This is a genomic window from Dyadobacter sp. NIV53, assembly GCF_019711195.1.
Lineage (GTDB): Bacteria > Bacteroidota > Bacteroidia > Cytophagales > Spirosomataceae > Dyadobacter.
On the sequence record NZ_CP081299.1, the window covers coordinates 6,069,354 to 6,094,009 of the forward strand.

Here is a 24,656-nt window from a genome sequence, read left to right on the forward strand (position 1 = left end):
CTAACCTTTAAGCATCCATCATGAAACCATCATCATCCAGAACTGCCTTAATTGTAGGGGCAACCGGACTTATTGGAAGTCAATTATTTACAAAACTTTTACATACGCCTTACTATGATAAAGTGGTAGTATTGACAAGAAGATCACTGGAAATTACAAATACAAAACTTACAGAAGTAATCTTCAATTTTGATGAGCCGGATACTTCTAAGGTGGTAGCGGATGATATTTTTTGCTGCCTGGGTACTACAATTAAAAAAGCAGGTTCAAAAGATGCCTTCAAAAAAGTTGATTTAGAATATCCGTTGACAATTGCCGGGTTAGCTCAAAAAAATGGTGCTGAAAAGTTTATGATTGTTACTTCAATGGGTGCTGATGCAAAATCTGGTATTTTTTACAATAAAGTGAAAGGAGAGGTAGAACAGGGATTAATTGCCATGAAGTATCCTGTATTACATATTTTCCATCCATCATTATTATTGGGTGATCGTAAAGAATCCCGGTTGGGAGAGCAGGTTGGTGAAGTACTGGCTGCGGTTTTCAAACCTTTGATGTTTGGCCCGTTAAAAAAATACCGTGCAATTGATTCCGAAAAAGTAGCCAACGCGATGCTTTCTTTTGCCAAAAAAACAGATAAAGGAATCTTTGTTCATGATTCAGCAGAATTGCAGGCTTTTTAAAAATATGGATAAATTATTTATCAGAAAGGTAATAAAGGATGATGAGGAAACGGTCTATCAGATGATCTGTGACCTGGAAAATGCAGTTATAAACCGGGCGAATTTCGATATGGTTTTTCAGAGAAATCTGGTTTCAGACAATATCACTTATTTCATTGCTGAATTCAATGGAAAGCCGGTTGGAATGGTGAGCTGCCATATCCAGCCTTTGTTGCATCATGCTGCACTGGTGTCAGAAATTCAGGAAATGTTTGTCGAGCCGGAATTCAGGTCGCATTTTATCGGACGTGCCTTAATACAGCATGTTACTGAATTTGCACAAACTAATGGCGCGATTCAAATGGAAGTAACATCCAGAAATATCCGTGAGAGAGCACATCAGTTTTATCAGCGGGAAGGTTTTGAAAAATCACACGTGAAACTGGTCAGGTATTTTTAAACACAATAAAACCAAAAATCATAGTCATAAAAAAACATCCCGCACAAAACAGGATGTTTTTCCTAATTACCTTAAACCTTCAACTGTCTTATCTTAATATCTGCCGCGTTCACGCGCCCAGTCGTTTCCTCTTCTGCTACTCATTCTATGGGTATCAGCCATTAGTCTCTGCAATTCTGATCTAAGAATTCGTGCTTCTCTATTCGATAACCTGCCTCTGTGACTAAATTTTCTTTCCAGATTTTCAATACGGCGGTATTCGCGCATCAATACATCCGCTTCACGTCTGGAAAGTGTCCTGCGCTCAAAACCTGCATCAATACGTTGGCGTGCTTCTCTCTGCAAATGATTTATTTCTGAGTCTCCGCCACGTTCGTAATCATCTCTTCCGTTTGGATATTGAGGATAATTGTTATCCCGGTTATCGCGGTGATCGTATCTTGAATCATATTGGGCATTTGCGTTTGTAAAACCTAATGCAAGAATAGCGGCAACAAAAAATATCTTTTTCATGACTAATAAATTTTAAAGTTCATGGGTTAGAGGCAAAGGATTGAGATAAGTTTAAAGAAGGTTTGTTAACGATTTGTTAAAGGAAAAAAGAAAGGAGAAAGGGGGATGGAGTAGGAGGAATGGAGAAATGGAGGAAGGGAGGAAGGGGAAAAATGGAGGAGGGGATTTTCCGTAGGTTTTGTTTTTTACGGCCAAAGTTTGCAAAGACGCAAACTTTTAAGTCTGAGTTCATAGTTTGGACACAAAAAAGTTGGTGAAGACCCTAACTTGAGTGGAACTACTGGTAAAAAAAGCGAATTTTCGACCGCCGACCGCCGACCGCCGACCGCCGACCGCCGACCGCCGACCGCCGACCGCCGACCGCCGACCGCCGACCGCCGACCGCCGACCTTACTCTTTGCTAAGTATATTCTGAATGGCTGTTTTTGCTTCTTCGAGGATATCTTCTACTTTCTTTCCGGATGGTTCAATGCCGGGCAGTACTGTCCATGAAAGTTTTGAAAAGGATTTTAGCGGGAATATTCCTTTGGGATTAAATGCACCGGTTCCGTTGATTGCAACTGGGACAATCAGTGCATCAGGTGCTCTTTTCAACAATGTGGCTACTCCGCCGGCTACAAATGGTTTCATAATTCCAGAGGCAGTACGTGTTCCTTCCGGAAAAATAATAGCAGATCCTTTCTCGTCCTGTATCAATTTTCCCAGCCTTGCAATTTCAGTAATTGCCTGTTTTCCATCTTTACGGTTAATCAATGCAGCACCGCTTTTACGAAGATTATACGAAATGCTTGGCACGCCTTTTGCGAGTTCAATCTTGGAAACAAACCGTGGATGGTATTTTCTTAATAACCAGATAACAGCAGGAATATCAAAGGTGCTTTGGTGATTTGCCACGAATATTATGGGACGGTCGTTGGGTAAATCAGTCAGATTCCTCAGGATAACATTAGCACCGGTTAAGTACAATCCGAATGTTAGAAAAAAATTGAGGTAATCGACTGCAACCTTATGCACCTTTTTTCCGAATACATTAAAAGCAATGATCTGAATTACATGAAAAACCAGCAGGGTTAAACCGAAATGGATCAGATATATAATACTCAGGATGTAGTCGATGATTTTTTTCATTCAGGTTTTTTTACGCAAAAATAGCTTAAAACTGTCTGGATTGTAAAAAATTATGAAGTATGAAATGAGGAATATCATATTAAACTTACATTAAATTACCGTACTTTGTCAAATAGTAGCAAGAGCTTAAACTCAAATTAACAATGGAAACCGCACTTTCAGCAGAAAGACTAGAAGTCATGCAACATGTAGAGAAGGATTTGGACTCACTCATGACCGAATACTTAAAGCCAATCGAGGAAAATTGGCAGCCTACTGATTTTTTGCCGGATTCCAGCAAAGATAATTTCTTTACTGAAGTAAAACTGTTACAGGAAAGCTGCCGTGATTTGCCTTACGATTATATGGCCGTATTGATTGGCGATACCATTACAGAAGAGGCTTTGCCTACTTATGAATCATGGTTGATGGATGTAATCGGTGTAGATCAGGTAGGCCATCCATCCGGCTGGGCCAAATGGGTGAGAAGCTGGACAGCAGAAGAAAACCGTCATGGCGACCTTCTGAACAAATATTTATACTTGTCCGGCCGTGTAAATATGCGCGCTCTGGAAGTATCTACTCAGTTTCTGATCGCTGATGGATTTGATATCGGAACGGATCGTGACCCATACAGGAACTTTATTTATACTTCATTTCAGGAACTGGCAACCAATGTTTCCCATCGCCGTACTGCATCGCTGGCAAAGAAATTTGGCAATCCGCATTTGTCCAAAATATGTGGCGTAATTGCTGCTGATGAAATGCGTCATGCAAAAGCGTATAAGGCATTCGTAAGCAGGATTCTGGAAGTAGATCCGTCAGAATTAATGCTGGCTTTGGAAGATATGATGAGGAAAAAGATCGTAATGCCTGCCCATTTCCTGCGTGAAAGCGGAGTGAAAATCGGGGACACGTTTTCGCATTTTTCCGATGCAGCTCAGCGATTAGGAGTTTATACAACCAATGATTACATAGATATTCTCGAAGCTTTGTTGCTGGAGTGGGAAATAGGAGCCGTACGTGATATTAATGAAAAAGCCGAGAAAGCGCGCGATTATCTGATGGCATTACCTGCTCGTCTGAGGCGTATTGCAGACCGGACCAGAATCCCGGAATTACAATACGAGTTTAGCTGGATCAACTGATTTCCCAGGATATTATTCTGTTATTAAGAGAAGTCAGCTTTTTAAAAGCTGACTTCTCTTTTTTTGCTTTAATTTCTTATTTATATTAAATTATTTTCAGTTGCCAGATAATCCTCAAACGCTATAACTTTTATACTTCCAACAGTAGGGGACATATTTTGCCAAACCCAATTATAATGTTCTATAATTGCTTTTGCGTTTAAATGTGGCCTGTCTGCGGTGGTATGGCCATCTTCTATAACGGTAATTTGATAATCTTTTATCAATGCCGACTGAATAGTTGCCTCTATGCAAAAATCGGTTGCGCTGCCCGTGATAGTGATGTGACTGATGGCATTTGTCTTCAAAAAACTATCCAGATTTGTTTGATAAAATGAATCATTGACTGTTTTGGAAACAAATACATCAACCGGATCAATGATTAGCTCAGGAAGGATTTCCCAATCAGGAGTAACCGGAAAATAACAATCTTCCTTTGTACCGTCGTGCTGAACGAAAATTACTTTGTTGCCGGTTTCACGATATAAAGTGGATAGGTGATTAATTTTTTCAATTAGTTTTTCTGTATCGTATCTGGGAGTTTCAGGGGTAAAAGAGCCGGCTTGCATGTCGATGATCAGGAGTGCTTTCATTAGTTTGGTTTTAATTTTTGTAAATAAAACGAAATTTTATGGATTCGCTTTTCCGTACCAAATATTTAGAATACTGCTGTTTCAATAAAATTATAACACTGAAATTTGAACCATTTATCTGATCAGTAATACAGTACCTTCTTTTTTTATTGTTTTTCCTTCTTCTGTAATCCCTTCAAGTTTAAAGACATAATGACCTGCAACTGGTTCGGCGGTTTTAAAACGACCATCCCATCCCTGGTCCAGCTGATTTGAATAGAAAACCACTTCACCCCAGCGATTATATATCTGAAAATAATTCAATGCCGTAATTTTATTTGTTACGAGCCTGAGTATTTCATTTTTGCCATCTCCATTTGGTGTAAACGCCGAAGGAACAAAAATGGAAGGAGGTGGAATAACATTCAGATTAACCTGGGAAGTGCCTGCACAACCGTCCGGAGATGTAATTTTAATCACATAAGTTTTGCTTGATAAAATCGTGGCAACAGGATTTTCAATAGCAGGATTGTCCAGTCCTGTTGGCGGCATCCAGATATAAATTACTCCAGCCTGGCCATCGAGCTGAGGCGAAGATGCACTGAGCTGGAAGGGTATTCCTGGCTGAATTTCAGTATCCGGAGTAACTATCACTTCAATATCCGGGACAACAGTAATCGTTACGGTGTCCTGCACCGGACAATTATTTTTGGTGGCTGTTACTATATATTGGGTCGTGACTGTTGGCGCTGCAATGGGGCTTACAGCTGACGAATTATCCAATCCGGTGCCCGGAAACCAGGAAAAAGCTGTGGCATTACTGGTTGTCAAAAGTTTTACCTGCTGCCCTTCACAAATGACAGTATCACCAATTGTTTGTACAGCAGTAATATCCAGCGAATCCACGGTCACTTCTTTAATAGAAATGCAGCCTTCGCCATCCTTTACATAAACTCTATAAGTAGCCGGTGTTACCTTAAACTCTGTTTCTTTCTGGTAATTAACAGAATCAATAGAATATTCATATGGCGAAACGCCATTTATGGCCGTTACGGTAATTGTTGCCTCATCGGTATTAGTACACGCACCTGCGTCTAATGAAGTTACCAAATCCAGGCTGCTTATATTGGCCGGTTTCTTGTTGGTCAAAGTTTTATTGCAGGATGTATTCGTTACAACCAATGTAATATCCTTTGTCCCGGGTGTATTCCAGTTCACTACAAACGGCCCCATGCCGGTACCCGAAACAACGGTGCCGCCATCCCAGTCCCAGTCGAAAATGTAGCCGGTTCCCGGTGCTTCTATATCACCTGTATATATAACATTAACATTTGCCGGATACCCACAGCTTGGATTAGGATTAATTGCAAAGTCGGCGGTTGCATTAATACTGGCTGTGTAACAAATCTGTTCCGCAACAGCTTCAACATTACTTTGTGTAGAATACTGGTCAGTGAATGATAAATACGCAAAATTAGCCTCACCGGAATCACAAGCCGTAGCAGCATCGTCCCTGAATATATAAATAGGTACTCCGGCTTTTCCAACATACATACCCCGGGTATCATTATATGAAGCAAATAAGGTATTGTTTACATAAACGTCGAATATACCGGTTAGTCCGTTCCTTGTAAATGTCAGAAGATAATAGGTAGAACTATTAAAATAGGGACAGGAACCAACAATTCCGAAAGGGTAAAAATCAAGACACCGTTCCTCAGAACCGGCTGTGTTTTTGAAGTAAATCCCTTCATCTGCTTTTCCAATAGAAAAATCTATAATCCGCGACCATTCTTTTCCCCAGTCAGTAACCCTGACATACATCTGAATGGTGTAAGTTCCTTTTATAACCCCGGTAGTATTCGGATACGCCAGTCCCCAGTTTAAATTGTTGTGATAAACCTGACGTTTTGCACCGCAGGGAAGTGCATCTTCTATAAAATCACCAGGGGTTGGAGCAGAGGGGCAGTTTCCGAGGGGCTGCGCCTGTGTAAGATCCGGGCCGCATTGAGGGAGTGCAACAGAAAAATTTCCGTAAAACCGGTAGGTATGTTTTACTGCTTGGGCATTTACTTCTATTACTGAAAACCAGGCGAAAATGAAAAACAACAGAACCCTGGATTTCATATAAACGTATAAATCATAAATTTGAAACTTAAAAATCCTGAAATTAAATTAAAAATTAATTTATAACTGTCCTGCCCGTTGCAATATCATTATGAAATATCAACAAACGGATAATAATTCAAATTACGTGATATTGATTGAAATATGTAAATATATTCGATTTATTTTATACAAATAATTCTATTGTTTTGCATCGTTTAAATAAATTATGCCGGAATATATTTTTGTTAGAAATATTCAAAGACTTTTAAACAAAAAAAGACCTGAAATGTTCCAGGCCTTTTTAATATGTAGGTCAACGCATTTTTAATTATTCAGCAATGGTAAATGATCGGTTCTGATCATGCGGTTTTCTTTTACCTGAAGGTTATCCCTGTACATGTGTGACGTTACAGCTGCAACTCTTTTCGTGGCACCAGTTCTCAGATCGGTGCTTGCCGGGATTCCCATTACATCAAGTGCTTTCCGCAAAAGTGTTTCATTTTCATCACCAAACGGCAGATAAGGAACGCTTGAATCTTCCACAATATAAGTTGGTGTCATTCCATCCACGGTGCCATAATCGGATTGATCATTGGCATTGGCAGTTTGGCCCAGCATCATATAAATTCCCCATTTCCAACGACCCTGATCGTCGCTGATCAATGAGCCGAAAAGGTTTTTCCCGGCAGTATGTTCTCCGATCGTAACTACGTCCATATAAGGCTTTAATCCGTTGATTACGAGCTCGCTGGCTGATGCAGTTCCATTGGAAGTAAGCACAAATACACGGCTGAGGCTGGAACCAATATTATTTGCTTCATCCAGGAAACTGTAATTCAGTGCATTGGCTCCATTTGCTTTTTTCCAATATGCAGTATACTTATCATTCCATTGTTCTTTATAAAAAATTTTGGAACCGGATATACTTTTTCCAACCAATGATGCAAGTGTTTCTGCGGAACTGATGTATCCTCCTGAATTGAAACGCAGATCCAGAACCAGTTCATTTACACCCTGGCTTTTAAAATTAGCAAATACGGCACGGAGTTCATCATCATACTTTTTGGCGTCTGCATCAGTACCCGGAACGAACTGTGTATAAACTACATAGCCAATCGTTTTGCCATAATCTGCTTTGGTAATAACACTGGAAAAGACAACGGGATCTTCATTTACCACAGCTCTTGTAACTGATATGGTAGTGCTATTAACTACAATTACTCCATTTGTGAGTGTTCCAAGCGTAAATACTGCGGTTTCACTGCTGCTTAAAAGTGATGAATAATTGCTGGAAGTGAGCTGAGTCCCATTTACTTTCATGACAATATCACCCCGTTTCAAACCCGCAGCCTCCGCCGGACTTCCTTTCACCACCAGATTCAGGAACATGCCAATGCTTGTTTGGGTATTGTCGAGATATGATAAGGAATAACCAATTCCATAAATTGTACTTATGCCATTAAATTCATTCTCCAAATCATCAATGTCATCGGTTATCATCGAAAACCTGTCAACGGTTGTACGTTGGTAAATTAGTTTTTCAAAGAAATCAAAAGGGCTGATAGTTTTGTCCAGCGTGCTTTCCGTAGGCATATCGTCGTACCAGAAATACGCATCGTTCATTAATTCATAAACCCAGCTGTTGACAGAAGTATAAGTAGTATCGGTGGTGCTTACGACTTCCGGATCGACATCACTTGTTTTACAACTTACTGTAAAAAGCAGTAATGCCAGACATCCGGTTAAACCATAATTCTTAAATTTTAACATTTTTAATCAATTTGAAATGAGGAAAATCAATTAGGTACAAACGACGAAGCGTATTTATTAAATGTGTTAACGCATTTAACTAGTATTACGTGAGGCCAGGAACAAGTGTGGCGGGAAACGGAAAATATCAGGCATAAAAAAAGTCCGGGAAAACCCGGACCATTTTATTCAGATAACATCTTTTCAGGGAAGTTTTAATAATATCAATTTTTAAAGGTAACCGGAAATGCAACTTTAAATACCTGTAAGGCCTCTGAAATATTCCCGCGCCATCATGGCATATTCTAAAGGATTTGCTTTTGCCGGATCCTGTTCGGCTTCCAAAACAATCCAGCCATTATAATTACTTAAACGAATGACTTCGAAAAGCGAAGGGAAATCTATACAACCTTCCTGATCACCGGGAACTGTAAATACACCTTGTTTTACCGAGTTTAAAAAGCTCCATTTTTCATCATGTACTTTTTGCAAAACATCAGGACGGACATCTTTCAGGTGTATATGAGCTGTGCGTCCGATGTATTTTTCCAAAGCGGCAACCGGATCTTCTCCTGCAAAATAAAAATGCCCGCAGTCATAATTCAGATATACATTTTCAGGATCAGTTTCATTGAGCAAACGGTCCGTCTCAGCAATGGTTTGAATGCAGGTTCCCATATGATGGTGAAAAGCCAGTTTCATACCACGGTCCTGCGCAATTTTCCCCAATTCATTTAATCCAAAAGTGAAACTGCCCCATTCTTCTTTTGTATTTAACATGCCTTTTCCCTCAAAAACCGGTACATACATTTGTCCCTGACAGCTGTTCCCTGTTTCGCCGCCACCAATTACTTTTGCTCCCATTATTTCCAGGAAGTCAAGAAGCTGCGTGAAATTCGCCCTGTTTTCGGCAAAGGATTTTGTTGTCAGTTCATAACTGTTCCATTGATTGCAGATTTGCAGGCCTCGTAATTCCAGCGCTTTACGTAATACATTGGTGTCGCGAGGAAACTTGTTTCCAACCTCGCAACCTGTAAATCCGGCCAAAGCCATTTCGCTGATACATTGTTCAAAGGTATTTTCACCGCCAAGTTCCGGCATATCGTCATTGGTCCAGTTGATAGGAGCAATGCCCAGTTGTATGTTTTCGTAGTTCATTTTTAGATAATGGATGGTAGAGGAAAGGGAGGAAAGTGGGAAAGTGGCATTCCCTTGTTCATCATCCGATTCCAATTTTTGTATAATTATTTAAAAGACGTTGAGTAAGTGGGCACATTTAATTCCGAATATTTTTGACGTTTACAAATGATTAAAGATATAAACCTGATTGCTTCATTGATTTTAATAAAGCAGTGATTATATGCCGCTTAGCGGCTACCGTTTGTAACAATTGGTTCAATCCTTTTTTAATGACTAATTTGTCCCAGATTCTTATTAATAATTACCAGAAAGTAAATTAGTCCCTATGTAAGTCACACTTTTCATCTTCCTGTATTACACCCTTTTACAAAAAGATCCTTTGTTCTTTCTTGTTCTCTTTATAAGTTTCAAATGCCTTTTTAACCGATGCAGATTCTGAAACTTCGGCTACCGGAACTTCCCACCAGGCATGGTAACCTTTTACCGTTCTGTACAAACTGGTTTCAATATAAATGACCGTAGTTCGGGTGTTAATTTTTGATTGTTCCAATGCTTCTTCCAGCGAAGTGCGGTCAGTAGCTTTGATGACAATAGCTCCCAGACTTTCCGCATTTTTTGCCAGATCAACAGGAAGGAAATCTCCGGATAATTGTCCTGAGTGTTCGTCACGGTAATTGTACATAGTTCCAAAACGTTCACTGCCAATGCTTTCGGAAAGCCCGCCAATACTTGCATATCCATTATTATTCAAAAGTAAAATGGTGAATTTTACACCTTCCTGGATTGAAGTAACAATTTCATGGTTGTTCATCAGATAACCGCCATCGCCGCAAATCACATAAATTTCACGCGTAGGATCAGCCATTTTTGCACCTAACCCGGCAGCAATTTCATAACCCATACAAGAAAAACCGTATTCTAGATGGAAGTTTTTTGGATCGGTTGCACGCCACAGTTTATGTAAATCGCCCGGTGCACTTCCGGAAGCATTGATCATCACATCACGGCGGCCCATAAAGTTGTTTAACGTTCCAATCACTATGGCCTGATCAATAGGAGGGACGGTACTGTTTCCTTTCAGATAGATTTGTGTAACTTCTTCATCCCACGCCAGGTTGTAATCCGAGATTTTTTTACGGTATTCTTTTTCAACTTCATAGTCACCTAGTAATACGGATAATTCCTCCAAAATTACCTTAGCGTCGCCAATTAGCGGTAAAGCAGCATGTTTGAAAGCATCGAATTCACTAATGTTGATATTAATAAATTTGACATCAGGATTTTTAAAAATAGACTTCGAGGCAGTTGTAAAATCACTGTAACGCGTCCCGATCCCGATTACTACATCGGCTTCGTTGGCAACTTCAATCGCGTATTTTGTGCCTGTAGCGCCCAAGCCGCCAATACTATATGGTTCGTCAAATTTAACTGCTCCTTTTCCGGCAAAGGTTTCGCCCACTGGAATTCCGGTTTTTAATGCAAAATCGTGTAAAATACCATCTGCACCGCTGTAAATTGCTCCGCCACCAGCAACGATCACCGGGTTTTTACTGTCACGGATCAATTGAGCAGCTTTTAGTAGAGTCGGCAGATCTGGGCGCGGGCGGCCAACATGCCAGACTCTTTTTTGAAATAATTCTTCGGGAAAATCATATGCATGCGTTTGTACATCCTGCGGCATGGATAGTGTTACAGCTCCCATTTCTGATTGTGAAGTCAGCACACGCATCACTTCCGGCAAAGAATATATCAGCTGTTCAGGCCGGCTGATCCTGTCCCAATATTTGGAAACAGGTTTGAAACAATCATTGACAGAAATATCCTGTGTGGATGCACTTTCCAGTTGCTGTAAAACCGGATTGGGCTCACGGGTTGCAAAGATATCTCCGGGTAATAGTAATACAGGCAGCCTGTTGATCGTCGCCAGTGCAGCACCGGTAATCATATTAGTTGCTCCCGGGCCAATTGAAGTCGTACAAACGAACGCACCAAGCCGGTTTTTTACTTTGGCATAAGCTACGGCCGTATGAACCATGGATTGTTCGTTTCGGCTTTGATAATACCGAAAATCAGGATTTTGCTGTAATGCCTGGCCTAAACCAGCCACATTCCCATGACCAAAAATACCGAAGCAACCACCGAAATAGCGTTCTTCAATGCCATCGCGTTCAATGTATTGATTTTTTAAAAATGTTATAGTAGCCTGGGCTACCGTTAGTCGTCTTGTCATAACTGATCCTGTGTTTCAATTTTGAAATTCACTGCCTTTGCCCGAACATCCGAACAGATCAAATTTTTTCAACATAAACTTTTTATATTCTTCCATGAAAGTCTTTCCTGGTGTAGTAGGAGCGAATTCTTCCGGTTTGTTCCTGAAAAATTCCCGGTTTACCATCGTCCACAGCAAACGCATATCTGTTGCAATGTTAATCTTGCAAATACCCAATGGAATTGCTTTTCTGATTTCATCTTCCTGTACACCTTTTGCGTCTGTTTTCAGGTTTCCGCCCGCTGCATTAATGCGTTCAACCACTTCTGCGCTCACGTTGGAGCCACCATGAAGCACCAAAGGAAAGCCAGGTAAACGAGCCTGGATTTCTTCCAGGATTTGCAACTGCAAACCTTGCCCGCCCGAAAATTTATAAGCGCCATGACTTGTTCCGACTGCAATTGCCAGACTGTCACAATCCGTTGCTTTCACAAAATCTTCTACTTCCTGCGGATTGGTATAAAATGAATGTGCTGCGTCCACAGTCAGGTCGTCTTCTACGCCGGCTAAAACACCCAGTTCTGCTTCCACACTAATATTTTTTTCATGTGCTTTTGCTACAACAGCTTTGGTCCTTTCTATGTTTTTGTCAAATGGGTCATGCGATGCATCTATCATTACCGAAGTGTAACCGCCTTTATCAATGGCCTCGAAAATATGTTCTTCATAACCGTGGTCCATATGAATGGCATATACTGTTTTCGGATAGATTCTGGCCGCTGACTCAATCATGGAAAGCAACATATCTGCATGCGCATAATCACGGGCAAAAGGGGTTGTCTGCACAATAAACGGGGCGTTAGCTTCCTGTGCTGCCGCAAAAAGGCCATGAATTTCTTCCATAAAAAACACATTCACAGCCGGAATAGCATACCGGCCATAGCATTTCTGGAAAAGTTGTTTAGTAGTTAAAAGCATAGTTTAGCAGTCGGATTTCGGCTGTCAGCTATCGGCAGTTTTTCAATGGCCGACTGCTGATAGCCCAAAGCAATTATTTAATTTTACCAGAATACCGTATACAAAGCCGCAATGATTCCACAAACGAAGATTGAACCAACCACAAAACTTCTGCCCGGACTGAACATTGCTTCGTTAATTTCGAGGCCTTTTGGATTGCTTTTACTATTAGGATCAGCCAATGTGATGACTACGATAATGGCCGATAATGCCAGAAAAATAATTCCCATCCGATCCAGAAAAGGAATTTCGGGCCAGAGAAATTTACCGGCCGTTGAAAGCGGAATAGTAAGTAAAGCGGCAGTCAGAGCGGCGGCGGAAGTGGTTCTTTTCCAGAACATTCCAAAAATAAAAATCGCGAAAACGCCTGGTGTGATAAAGCTGCTGTATTCCTGGATAAACTGGTAGGCCTGATCAAGAACACGAAGCTGTGGAGCCACAATAATACCAATTCCCATAGCTACCCAGATGGTCCATCTCCCGATTTTGACCAGTTGTTTTTCACTTGCTTCCGGATTGATGTATTGTTTGTAAATATCCAGCGTGAAAATGGTTGAAATACTGTTTGCTTTTCCTGCCAAAGAAGCAACGATGGCAGCGGTTAATGCAGCAAATGCCATTCCTTTTAATCCGGAAGGAAGCAAATTTAACAGTACCGGATATGCATGATCAGGTTTTACAACACCAGCCGGATCAAGCATTTCCTGCTGAAACATGCCGTTTTGATATAATACATATGCTGCAATTCCTGGTATTACTACAATAATCGGAATCAATAATTTGAGCACAGCTGCAAATAAGATACCTTTTCTGGCAGTCGATAAATTAGCGCCTAAACTTCTTTGGATAATGTATTGGTTACAACCAAAATAGGCCAGATTGTTGATCCACATTGCACCGATGATGACAGACAGACCAGGAAGATCTTTGTAAAAAGGATTTTCTTTTGGAAGAATCATGTGAAAATGGCTTTCGCCTTTTTCCTTTAATAATGCCAGAGCGTTAAATATTCCGGGCCTGTTGAAATGCTCAGATACCAGTTCCAGTGCCAGATAAGTAGTAGCCAAACCGCCCAGAACCAGCACAATTACCTGTACCACATCCGTATAACCGATCACCTTCATTCCGCCAATTGTAATGATAACGGCAAATATGCCCAAACCAATAATTACATAAGTAAAATCAAGCCCGGCAGTAACTTCCAGCGCCAGTGCACCGAGATAAAGAATGGAAGTGAGGTTAACAAAAACATATAACAACAACCAGAAAACAGCCATAATTGTGGCAACCGTCGGATTGTACCTTTGCCGTAGAAACTGCGGCATGGTATAAATTTTGTTTTTGAGATAAACCGGAAGGATGAAAACTGCTACAACGATGAGTGAAGCTGCTGCCATCCATTCATAGGAAGAAATGGCCAGACCGATTGCAAACCCTGAACCGGACATGCCGATAAAATGCTCCGCTGAAATATTGGAGGCTATAATGGATGCGCCAATCGCCCAGAAAGTAAGGGAACCTTCTGCCAGAAAATAATCCGTCGAACTTACTTCTTTCGACTTTTTCTTTTTGTAAATCCAGTAACCATAAGCCGATACTCCAATCAAATAAATAAAAAAAACGATGTAATCCAGAGGCTGCAATCCGGTATTTAACATACGGAGGATATTTATATAATTTAAATAAAAAATAATTGAACTTTTCCTATTGCAAACGTTTGCAATTTTCGAATGTATGCAATGTATTGCACACTATGCGTTACATAGACAAGAATTTTATTTGAATAAAGGCAGCTGTATTTGTATTTTGACGGTAATAAAATGCAGCAAACCTTTTCTTCAAAAATCCTAGATCTGGCTTAATTCAAGTATTTCATCTACCCTCACAATACGATTTTCAGTAAGTGATTTCATCGCTGCAATTCCGATTGCCGTTGCCATCAGACCATCATGTGCATCCACTGGTGACGGGGTGTCATTTTGGATACAGTCAATAAATGATTTCAGGCAGTTGCGATAGGCCGTTTCATATCTTTCGAGGAAAAAATGCAGTGGTAAAGCAATATGGCCTCCATCGTTATCATATCGTACCAGATTATCGGTAGTATTATTTTCCGCTTTTGCCATCCCTTTTGAACCGAATATTTCGAGCCGCTGGTCATATCCATAAACTGCTTTCCGGCTGTTATCAATTACCCCAATCGCCCCGTTTTCAAAAGTGAGCACAATAACGGCTGTATCAATATCACCGAATTCTTTGATTTCAGGATGGATTAAAGCGTCTCCTTTTACAAAAACCTCTTTTACCTCACTGCCGACAATGTAACGCGCCATGTCAAAATCGTGAATGGACATATCCAGGAAAATCCCACCGGAAATTTTCAGATATTCAACAGGTGGAGGTGCTGGGTCACGGCTCGTAATACGAAGAATGTGCGGATTACCAATTTTATCATTTTTTACCAAGTGGCGCACATTGATGAAATTGGTATCGAAACGCCGGTTAAAGCCAAGCATTAATTTCACCCCGTTATCATTAACCGCTTTTTCAGCAGCAAGAATGGCCTCGATAGTTACATCCAAGGGTTTTTCGCAAAATATATGTTTTTTTTGCTGAGCTGCTGCTACTGTATAAGGAACATGAAATGGAGTAGGTGAGCAAATAATAATCGCCTCAACATCGGGATGGTTGATAACATCGTAAGCATCTGTTGTCACTTCCGGAACACCCAGCTCAGTCGCGAAAGCCAATGATTCGGGTGATACGTCTGATGCAATAATAACTTCTGCATCAGGCATGTGATAAATGAGATTGCTCAGGTGGATCCGGCCAATCCGGCCCAGGCCAATCACACCGGTTTTAAGTTTTTTTGACATAAATTTAATGAGAAAAAGGGGTTAAGGGTCAAAAGATTAATGGTTAAGGGAAAAGGGATAAAGGTTAAAAGTTAAATGGTCAAAAGTGTTAGCGGTCGAAAGCTGATAGCCGACTGCCAAAAGCCATCTTAAAATTTCCTGTTCCATTCTTTCAGCCATCTTTCAATGACTACTTTGGTTTGGGTGAAAAATTCTACTGCATGTTTTCCCTGCCCGTGCAAGTCACCATAAAAACTGTCTTTCCATCCTGAAAAGGGAAATTGCGCAACCGGTGCAGCCACACCAATATTGATACCAATATTTCCTGCTTCGGCTTCATGACGGAACTTGCGGGCATTGGAACCACTGCTGGTAAAAACACAGGCCATATTCCCATATCTGCCCGAATTGATAAACCGGATCGCTTCATCAATTGTATTAATGTGTACTAAACTTAAAACCGGCCCGAAAATCTCTGTGGAAGCCAGTTCTCCATCCAGCGGAATATCTTCAATGATAGTAGGGGCAATGAAATTTCCCTGCTCAAATCCCGGAACCTGTACATTTCTTCCATCGACAAGTACACGACCTCCTTCGCTTATTCCCTTATCTATTAAATGATTTACCCTGTTTTTACTATCAGCAGTAATCACCGGACCCATTTGTACATCACTTTCCAGTCCGAAACCTGTCTTGCGGTTTTTGGCCGATTCTACCAGGCTTTCTGTAATTTCTTTGTGTTCGCCTACTGTAATGATTGTAGAAGCCGCAAGGCAACGTTGCCCGGCACAGCCATAAACACTGTCAATTACGATTTGCGTCGTCATGTCAATATCTGCATCCGGCAATACAATAACCGGGTTTTTTGCACCTCCCTGAGCCTGTACGCGCTTGCCATTTGCGGCACCTTTTGCATATACGTGTCTGGCAACATTGGAAGAACCTACAAAACTGATTCCTTTAATGACCGGATGTTCCAGCAATGCATCCACTACCTCGCGACCACCCTGTACCAAATTCAGGACGCCTTTTGGTAAATCAAGCTGTTCCATCAGAGCTACTATTTTGGTCATAGTCAGCGGTACTTTTTCGGATGGTTTAATGATATAGCTGTTGCCGCAAGCCAGTGCATAAGGTAAAAACCAGAAAGTGATCATACCCGGAAAGTTGAACGGAGCGATACATGCACATACACCCAATGGCTGCCGAATCATGTACTCATCAATTCCTTTTGCAATATCTTCGGAAAATTCGCCCTGCATCATGGCGGGCATTCCACACGCATTTTCTACGTTTTCTATCGCACGGATCATCTCTGCTTTTGCTTCCAGAAATGTTTTGCCGGATTCAAGTGTAATGGTCCTGGCGATGTCATCCAGGTTATCTTCCAGTATTGTTTTTAGTTTAAACAGGTACTGGACACGTTTGGAAACGGGCGTACTTCTCCACTCCTGAAATCCTTCGTGGGCAGCACTGGCAGCATCCGCAACATCCTGTCCGGTACCGAAAGGTACCTGCACCAGAACTTCCTGTGTGGCCGGATTGACCACATTCATAAATTGATCTGAATGACTATCAACCCATTTTCCGTTGATATAATTTTTTAACTTTTCCATAATATTATTTATGATTAATGTTTAGGTTACACAGAGAGCCACGGAGTTAAGGAGAGAACCACAGAGAGCTTTTTTTAAAGAGAATATACATATAAAAAAATCTCTGTGGCTCTCTTTTTAGTCTCTGTGGTTCTCTGGGTAACCTTCTAAAACCCACCACGACTTTCTACGAATTCCATTACTTCAGCATTTGTAGGCATAAAATTCGCGCAGCCTTCTCTGGTTACAATAATGGCTCCGCAGGCATTTCCCATTCTGACACTTTTATACAAATCCCAGTCATTTAGCAAACCATAAGAAAATCCGGCACAGAATGCATCACCTGCACCCAGGACATTCAAAACTTCTACGGGAAAGCCAGGGACTTTCACTTCCTCTTTATCAGGCTGAAAAATGGATGCACCATCTTTACCTCGTTTTACAACCAATGTTTTTACCCCGGATTTCATAATTTCCTGAATTGCATTGTCAATATTTCCCCTGATTTCCGGTGCGGATATTTGCTGATGTTTGATAAGCAGCTGTTCTTTGTCAGTAAGATAAGTGGCCAGGATTTCTTCTTCCGTTCCGACAACAATACTAAAACTGCTTAAAGCTGCACGCAGAGTTACGCCAAATGACCGCGGATCATCCCATTGATCAGCCCGGAAATCAATGTCAAGAAGTGTCGTAATATTATTTTTTTTGGCAACTTCCAATGCGTAAAACATGGCAGTACGGCTTGGATCTTTACTAAAAGCAGTTCCTGAAAAAGCAGCAGCTTTAAATTCCTGGAATGGAATAGCATTGACATGATCAATGTTCAGATTGATATCAGCACAATTTTCGCGGTAATATACCAGTGGAAATTTATCAGGCGGTTCAATTCCTAAAACCACGGCAGAGCTTCTGGTTCCTTCAATAGTCGGAATCCATTCTGTTGCAATTCCTTCCTCATTCAGGAAATGTTTGATGAAATTGCCAACCTGGTCGTTTCCTATACCAGTAAGAATGGCAGTTTTCAAACCTAAACGCTGGCCTCCGGTTGCAATGTTCAGTGGACATCCACCCACAAATGCATTAAAGGCAGATATTTTTTCAAAAGGACTGCCAACATTAGCCGAATACAGGTCAATGGACGAGCGGCCAAGAGTCAGGAGATCATATTTTTTGGTCATATTAATAGGCTATCGGCAGGAAATGCGGTCTGAACGCTCTTTGCGGGCTGAACGCGGAATACGATAAATTGAAAGTCTGTTATATTAGGCATACGAAATTTTTAACTTGGGATTCAGCCCGCAAAAATGCGTTCAGACTCCTTTATCATTCACCCATTCATTTCTGCGGTCACAAGCGGAAGTCTTGGATCTGAACCTTTCCATGTACCATATATCCAGTCGTGATCCGGATCGGACGTATTAGCTAATGACTGATCACTGCCTGCGAGAAAATTGAGATAATACACGTGATATCCATGGCCGGCCACAACAGGATGATAACCTCTTGGAACCAAAACTGCTTCATTGTTCTTCACACGGATAATTTCATCCAGAGAACGATCTTCTGTATAAACCTGTTGAATGGCGTATCCCTGCGGTTTATCAATTTTATAAAAATAAATTTCTTCCAGGTTGGCTTCTAATAAATTCCCGTCAGCATCTGTTTTTCTCTCATCATGTTTGTGTGCCGGAAAAGATGACCAGTTACCCGACGGCGTATACACCTCAACGCATACAATTTTGTGGCAATCAAAACCTGGTTCGAGCAGGCTGTTAATCTGGCGGTTTGCATTATCCCCTCCGCGGTATTCAATGGCTGCTTCCTCCGGACGTTTCATTCGAGGCGGATGGTCTTCATCAGATGCTACCCAGCAAATGGCAATGTCCGTCTTATCAGATTGTGCCGTTAAAATGTAATCCGTATTTCTTGACAAGTACATCGCATGACCAATTCCACTGAAAACGTCTTTTCTGCCATTTCCTGTTTCCCATGTTTGTCCTTTGGCTTCGACTTTAAAATTACCGCCAAGCAACGCAATGCAATATTCGTATTCACCGGTATTTCCTGTTATCTGTTCGTTCAGATCCAGTATTTTAGCCTCAAAATTCAGGTAAGTCCACCCGGCCTTTTCACTTGTTAAATGGTGATACGTTTTTTTGTCCGTTTCCGGTTTGATCAGTAAATCATTCATTTTTGTATTACATTTCATTTCCACAATAATAGCGTGGTATTAATGAAGTACAAAATATAAATTTGTTTATATTGTATGCAAACGTTTGAAAAAATTTATAAAATTAAATTGCAATTATCCTACTAATGAATTCTTCTCGTCCGGTTACAATTAAAGACATTGCAAAAAGATTCCGTTGTTCACCTTCCACCGTATCCAGAGCGTTGAATGACCATCCTGCGATTAATGAGGATACCCGGAAAAATATACAGGAATATGCAAGAGAAGTTGGTTACCAGCGCAATGAAGTTTCTCTTAGTTTGTTGAATAAAAAGACAGCTTCACTTGGCGTTGTGGTGCCTACGATTAGTAATTACTACGAAACAGCAGTGATAGAAGGGCTTCATAATGTGCTGCAGCCAATGGGTTACACGCTGAATATATGTGTGACGAACGAAAGTTATTTTTTGGAAAAAGAATATCTCTCAAAACTGCTTTCCAACAGAACGGAAGGTATATTTTTATCAGTTTCGCAGGAAACATACGACTCAGGTTATTATGAGCATCTGGAACAGGTTGTCTTAAGAAAAACACCATTGATCTTCATTGACCGTGAATATGAAGATTTTGAAACAAGCCGTGCTACTGTTGACGATTACCACGGGGCATTTGCCGCTGTTGAACATCTGATCACGATGGGTTACAAACAAATCGCACATTTGAAAGGTCCGAATGGTTTAACCGTATCTGAGCAGCGGCTGAAAGGATATATTGATTGTCTGAAAAAGTACGGCATTGGAATTAGGGAAGAATTAATTGTGAATACCAATTTTCGGTTTGAAAGTGCCATTTTACCTACGAGGCGATTGCTGGAAATGGATTTACCACCGGATGCGATATTTGGAGTAAATGACCAGGTGGCTATTGCTGCCATGCGGGTTGTAAAGGAAAAAGGGTTGAGAATCCCTCAGGATATAGGGTTAATAGGATTCGACAATTCACCGATTTCAGCCTATACATTTCCATCATTAACGACTGTGAACCGTCCCGGCCGGAAAATTGGAATGGAGGCATCACGCTTGTTTTTGAGCCAGTTGAACGGTTCTGTTGATTTTTCGCATGAAAGCATTGTATTGCCTTCGGAGCTAATAATCAGGGAATCTTCGCTGAGGGTTTAATGGGGATTAGAAATTTGGAACATATAAAACGTAATATTTATATTGAGGTAATTTATACAATGTATTGTAAAATTTATTCATAGTTTTAGGATATCAATTAACCCTCATTCTAAAATTATTCTATTGACTGGTACCACTAATTCCGTCAAATTTACTCTGTTAGTTTTTTTGGTTTTGATTTTTTCAGGAGTTGAAGTCATAGCTGGACCCTCGGTTGGTATTAAACCTGCACCCTCCTGGCTGCTTCCGGTCACTCCCGGTGGAAAAGCCCCATCATCCAAAGATTTCTCTGATGGCTATTATGTCGTATTTTCTGACAGGCAGGTTCATTTGGATAAAAAAACAGCTTATTACCATCATATCAGACAAATAGCGTCTGAAAGCGGCATTCAGAACGGATCCGAAATTTCGGTGGTTTTTAATCCTTCCTATGAACATATAGATTTTCACAAGATCACTGTATGGCGGGATGGAAAAGCTGTTTCCGAAATGAAAGCTTCGGATTTTAAGATTATTCCGGTGGAAACAGATCGTCAGCGGTTCATTTACAACGGAGATTTTTCTGCTTCGGTAATTCTGAAAGATATTCGCAAAGGTGACCGGATTGAATATGCATATTCTCTAACAGGCTGGAACCCCGTTTTGCTGAACAAGTATTCCAGCACTTTTAGCTTTGGCGTTTATGATTACATTTCACACATACATTATGCAGTGATTACCGATAGTGACCGCAAAATTTATTTTAAAGATTTTAATAAACCTCCTGGCAAAACAACCAGAAAGACAAATTCTGGTACAAGTTATGAATGGGATCTGAAAAGTATTAAGAATATTCGGTACGAAGATGATGTGCCATCCTGGTTCAGCAACCAGCCTGCTGTTCAGATTACAGAATATGAAACATGGAAAGAGGTTGTAGACTGGGGGTTGAATTTTTATCAGATACCAGCTGTTGGCGGTCCCCTCAAAAACAAAGTGGAAGAATGGAAAAAACTAGCCAAAGGTAGCCGGCATGCCTATATGGAATCTGCTGTTCGTTTTGTACAGGATGAAATCCGGTATCTCGGTATAGAAACAGGAGAAAATTCGCATCGTCCACATAATCCGGACGAAGTTTTCAGGCAACGTTATGGCGATTGTAAGGACAAATCATTTTTATTATGTGCGCTTCTTAAAGCAAACGATATTGACAGCGATCCCATGTTGGTTAATACTTATAAAAAATCGCATGTATCAGAGTACCTCCCTTCTCCGGCAGATTTTAACCATGTTGTTGTCCGTGCCAGAATCAGAGATGAAGGGCCAAATTTAAGTAAGGAGAATGCATTTGTCTTTATTGATGCCACTTTTTCATTACAAGGCGGTGCCATTTCGAAATTGTTTTTCCCGGCGTATGGAGCAGGCTTGCTTCTCAGAAAAGGGCAGGAAGATATTATTCCTGTTCCATTACAAAATCCCGGATATGTTACAGTTGAAGAAGAAATAGTGCTTCCGGCTCAGAATCAAGTGTTAGCAATGGGCTCATTTATCACAAAAACAATCTATTTTGAAGGTGAAGCAGATGATATGCGTTCTCAATTTCAGGATAACAACTTATCTGAAACGGAAGAAACGTATCTCAATTATTACCGGAAAAATTATAAAAATGCCGAGTTTGAAACTTTGAATCCACTGGAATATTATGATCAGCGGGAAGCCAATAATTTTTCCCTGATTGAACGGTATTCCATGAAAAATGCATGGCAGTATGATAGCACCAGACAAAAATATTATTTTAGTATTTGGGGTAAAATGCTTTATGATCAACTACTTGAATTACCAAATAAGCCACGTAAAGAGCCCGCATATCTGAAATTCCCATATCATCTCATGTACACAATACGAGTACGTATGCCCGGTCCCTGGAACGTTCCTGATGATAAATGGGAAATTAAAAGAGATGCATATGAGATCGCTTTCAAATCAGAATTTGTAGCGGCTGAAAATGTCTGGCAGTTATATTATGAATATGAAACGCTAAAAGACCATATTACACCTGATGAGAGTAAACAGTTTAAAGAGGATATTTCGAAAATTGTAGATAACCTGGATTATGAATTAAATAGCCCAGCAACGGATACAGAAACCAAGAATATCCCGATGATGCTGTTAGGTTTTGCAGCCGTTCTGGTAGGTTCTGGATTTGTATTCGGATTAATAGGGGCTTTTGTTTTTCTTATTTACAAACTGGTTTTAAAATGGAGATCACGGGACCATTGATAAGAGGGAGGGTACAATTTGTACCTGTCCGTTCGTAGAAATTTCTAACTTTTATCGGAAATAAAAAGAAGAAGAAACTGAGCAAAAGGATAAAAAATCAGATTTTAAATAGGCAGAAAAAAAGAAGTCAAGTTTTTGAAACTTGACTTCTTTGGTTTAATATACAATTAAAATTTCTCAATACCCGTCATTCTGCTTCAGATACCCCGGAAGGTTCGAAGCGCCGTCAATGGCAGTTTGCGGAATAGGGAAGATCCTTTTCTTTACGTCAGTATTGGTTTTTTCAGTCCAGGTTCCCTCGTATTTTCCAAAACGGATCATGTCCGTACGGCGAAGCATTTCCCAGTAAAATTCAAAACCGCGTTCACGGAAAAGTAGATCCAGAGTCATGGATGTAAGTGCAGGAGGCGGATTAGTTGCAGTACGTGATGCCCTTACAATATTAACATCGGCCAATGCACCGGCTGCATCGCTTTTACGTAACCTGGCTTCGGCACGCATCATGTAAACATCAGCAAGACGTATGATCGAAATATCAGCTTCTCCTTTATTTCTACCCGTATTGGATACCCGGCTGAATTCATATTTTTCTACACGATAGCCTGAATTGTAATTACTTCCGGCAGTTGTGAAATCTATATTCTGAGAAAAGCTTACAGCCAGATCCGCTCTGTTCCGCGTTACATAAGTAAGTCTCCCCACTTTTAGTTTGCCATCAGGACATCTTACAAAAGCACCGTTTACACGAAGTGCGCCGTATTGCTGACCTCTGAGAATACCACGGTTGATTTTATAATCTGCATCGTTAAGACAAGTGTCAGCTTTATTTGTATACACCGACATGTTTTCTTTATAAAATCTCGGATCACGTGTTGGGTCAACAGTACCATAAGCCTGTACCCACGACTGGTAAAAATCGGAGGTTATGGCTGGTCCGTCTGTTCCGTTTGCTGCCGGGAATTCTGCCAATGGGAACTGGTCGCCTGATATAGAGAAATAGGCCATACGGTTATGACCATTCAGATCCGGGCGCTGGTCAACTGCAAAGATCAATTCCTCATTGGTATGGTTGTCGTTACCAAAAATGGCAAAGTAATCACTTGATAACTTGGATTGCCCGGATGCAATGATCTTATCACTGTATGAGATCACTTTATCCATATCTGCGCTCGGGAAATCAAACGTGGTACCGTAAATGTTTCTGTAAACCGGCGCGTTCAGATAAAGCCTGGCGAGTAATCCCCAAACGGCCGCCTGGTTCAGTCTGCCCGGACCAACTACCGATTTTGGCTGCATCAATGGTTCGATGGCCAGCAATTCACTTTCAATATACTTCACAGCTTCGTCGCCGCGGATAATCTGGGAAGTAGTACCAGCGTCCTCTTTTACGAAAACAATACCAAACATATCCAGGGCAATCAGATTATAGTATGCCCGCATTCCTCTTGCCTCGGCCAGAAATGTTGCCGCATTTGGATTAGCTGAATTTTTAAAACCTGCAATAGCTGTAATAGATCTCGAAATAGATTGGACCAGCGTATTCCATGTACTGTTGACGTTAGGATCCGTACTGGTTGTATTGTGCTGATGCAGCGCCAGGTAAATTCCATTGTCACCCCAGTCAGTTCCTCCCCGATAAGGCAAAATGGCCTCATCCGTAGAAATTTCCTGTAATGCGAAGTAAGTGGTATGCTGAAACAAGTTAGGCAACAAAGCATATACTGGCGCAAGCAAACCGTTTGCTTCGTTCTCTTCGGACAGTTCTGTACTCAGGGTTTCATCCAGAACCTGTTCATTCAGATCGGTACAGGCAGTGGTTAATAATAAAATTCCTGCAACCGTAAATATGAGAGATAATTTCTTTTTCATCGTGTATT

19 protein-coding genes are annotated in these 24,656 nt (G+C 40.8%); 5 read left to right on the forward strand and 14 right to left on the reverse strand.

Features of this window, described 5'->3' with window-relative positions:
* Nucleotides 1-20: 20 nt before the first annotated feature.
* Nucleotides 21-680, forward strand: a complete 660-nt coding sequence (locus KZC02_RS24980) for an NAD-dependent epimerase/dehydratase family protein (RefSeq protein ID WP_221391158.1) — start codon at nucleotides 21-23, stop codon at nucleotides 678-680.
* Between the two features lie 4 nt (nucleotides 681-684).
* Nucleotides 685-1,119, forward strand: coding sequence for a GNAT family N-acetyltransferase (locus KZC02_RS24985; RefSeq protein WP_221391159.1), 435 nt, complete (start codon nucleotides 685-687; stop codon nucleotides 1,117-1,119).
* 93 nt (nucleotides 1,120-1,212) lie between these two features.
* Here the strand turns inward: KZC02_RS24985 and KZC02_RS24990 are convergent, their stop codons facing one another.
* Nucleotides 1,213-1,632 (reverse strand): hypothetical protein, encoded by a 420-nt coding sequence (locus tag KZC02_RS24990; protein ID WP_221391160.1) that lies wholly within the window; start codon nucleotides 1,630-1,632, stop codon nucleotides 1,213-1,215.
* 390 nt (nucleotides 1,633-2,022) lie between these two features.
* Nucleotides 2,023-2,760 carry a 1-acyl-sn-glycerol-3-phosphate acyltransferase gene (locus tag KZC02_RS24995; protein ID WP_221391161.1) on the reverse strand — a complete coding sequence of 246 codons (738 nt, stop codon included), beginning with the start codon at nucleotides 2,758-2,760 and terminating at the stop codon, nucleotides 2,023-2,025.
* Between the two features lie 143 nt (nucleotides 2,761-2,903).
* Here KZC02_RS24995 and KZC02_RS25000 point away from each other — a divergent pair, with 143 nt between their 5' ends.
* Nucleotides 2,904-3,887: an acyl-ACP desaturase gene (locus tag KZC02_RS25000; protein WP_221391162.1), complete on the forward strand. Its 984-nt coding sequence runs from the start codon at nucleotides 2,904-2,906 to the stop codon at nucleotides 3,885-3,887.
* Nucleotides 3,888-3,967: 80 nt separating this feature from the next.
* Here the strand turns inward: KZC02_RS25000 and KZC02_RS25005 are convergent, their stop codons facing one another.
* From KZC02_RS25005 to iolB, 11 genes are all read right to left on the reverse strand, one after another.
* Nucleotides 3,968-4,519: a cysteine hydrolase family protein gene (locus KZC02_RS25005; protein WP_221391163.1), complete on the reverse strand. Its 552-nt coding sequence runs from the start codon at nucleotides 4,517-4,519 to the stop codon at nucleotides 3,968-3,970.
* Nucleotides 4,520-4,633: 114 nt separating this feature from the next.
* Entirely contained in the window at nucleotides 4,634-6,625 is a 1,992-nt protein-coding gene (locus KZC02_RS25010) for a gliding motility-associated C-terminal domain-containing protein (protein WP_221391164.1), read from the reverse strand.
* A 306-nt stretch (nucleotides 6,626-6,931) separates the two neighbouring features.
* Complete coding sequence (locus KZC02_RS25015; RefSeq protein WP_221391165.1) at nucleotides 6,932-8,377, reverse strand: S41 family peptidase; 1,446 nt, start codon at nucleotides 8,375-8,377, stop codon at nucleotides 6,932-6,934.
* Between the two features lie 234 nt (nucleotides 8,378-8,611).
* Entirely contained in the window at nucleotides 8,612-9,589 is a 978-nt protein-coding gene (gene iolE, locus KZC02_RS25020; protein ID WP_229253782.1) for a myo-inosose-2 dehydratase, read from the reverse strand.
* Between the two features lie 271 nt (nucleotides 9,590-9,860).
* Nucleotides 9,861-11,726: a 3D-(3,5/4)-trihydroxycyclohexane-1,2-dione acylhydrolase (decyclizing) gene (gene iolD, locus KZC02_RS25025; protein ID WP_221391166.1), complete on the reverse strand. Its 1,866-nt coding sequence runs from the start codon at nucleotides 11,724-11,726 to the stop codon at nucleotides 9,861-9,863.
* Between the two features lie 15 nt (nucleotides 11,727-11,741).
* Nucleotides 11,742-12,683: a class II fructose-bisphosphate aldolase gene (locus tag KZC02_RS25030; protein WP_221391167.1), complete on the reverse strand. Its 942-nt coding sequence runs from the start codon at nucleotides 12,681-12,683 to the stop codon at nucleotides 11,742-11,744.
* A gap of 83 nt (nucleotides 12,684-12,766) precedes the next feature.
* Nucleotides 12,767-14,380, reverse strand: a complete 1,614-nt coding sequence (locus KZC02_RS25035) for a sodium:solute symporter family transporter (protein ID WP_221391168.1) — start codon at nucleotides 14,378-14,380, stop codon at nucleotides 12,767-12,769.
* Nucleotides 14,381-14,569: 189 nt separating this feature from the next.
* Nucleotides 14,570-15,598: an inositol 2-dehydrogenase gene (gene iolG, locus KZC02_RS25040; protein WP_221391169.1), complete on the reverse strand. Its 1,029-nt coding sequence runs from the start codon at nucleotides 15,596-15,598 to the stop codon at nucleotides 14,570-14,572.
* A gap of 128 nt (nucleotides 15,599-15,726) precedes the next feature.
* Entirely contained in the window at nucleotides 15,727-17,193 is a 1,467-nt protein-coding gene (locus KZC02_RS25045) for a CoA-acylating methylmalonate-semialdehyde dehydrogenase (RefSeq protein ID WP_221391170.1), read from the reverse strand.
* A 146-nt stretch (nucleotides 17,194-17,339) separates the two neighbouring features.
* Nucleotides 17,340-18,350 (reverse strand): 5-dehydro-2-deoxygluconokinase, encoded by a 1,011-nt coding sequence (gene iolC / locus KZC02_RS25050; protein WP_221391171.1) that lies wholly within the window; start codon nucleotides 18,348-18,350, stop codon nucleotides 17,340-17,342.
* A 149-nt stretch (nucleotides 18,351-18,499) separates the two neighbouring features.
* Nucleotides 18,500-19,381 carry a 5-deoxy-glucuronate isomerase gene (gene iolB / locus KZC02_RS25055; RefSeq protein WP_229253783.1) on the reverse strand — a complete coding sequence of 294 codons (882 nt, stop codon included), beginning with the start codon at nucleotides 19,379-19,381 and terminating at the stop codon, nucleotides 18,500-18,502.
* Between the two features lie 107 nt (nucleotides 19,382-19,488).
* Between iolB and KZC02_RS25060 the strand changes: the two genes are divergently transcribed.
* Nucleotides 19,489-20,520, forward strand: a complete 1,032-nt coding sequence (locus tag KZC02_RS25060) for a LacI family DNA-binding transcriptional regulator (RefSeq protein ID WP_221391172.1) — start codon at nucleotides 19,489-19,491, stop codon at nucleotides 20,518-20,520.
* A gap of 168 nt (nucleotides 20,521-20,688) precedes the next feature.
* Entirely contained in the window at nucleotides 20,689-22,779 is a 2,091-nt protein-coding gene (locus KZC02_RS25065) for a DUF3857 domain-containing transglutaminase family protein (protein ID WP_221391173.1), read from the forward strand.
* Nucleotides 22,780-22,956: 177 nt separating this feature from the next.
* Here KZC02_RS25065 and KZC02_RS25070 read toward each other — a convergent pair whose 3' ends face one another.
* On the reverse strand, nucleotides 22,957-24,648 hold the full coding sequence (locus KZC02_RS25070) for a RagB/SusD family nutrient uptake outer membrane protein (protein WP_221391174.1): 1,692 nt from the start codon (nucleotides 24,646-24,648) through the stop codon (nucleotides 22,957-22,959).
* Nucleotides 24,649-24,656 lie beyond the last annotated feature (8 nt).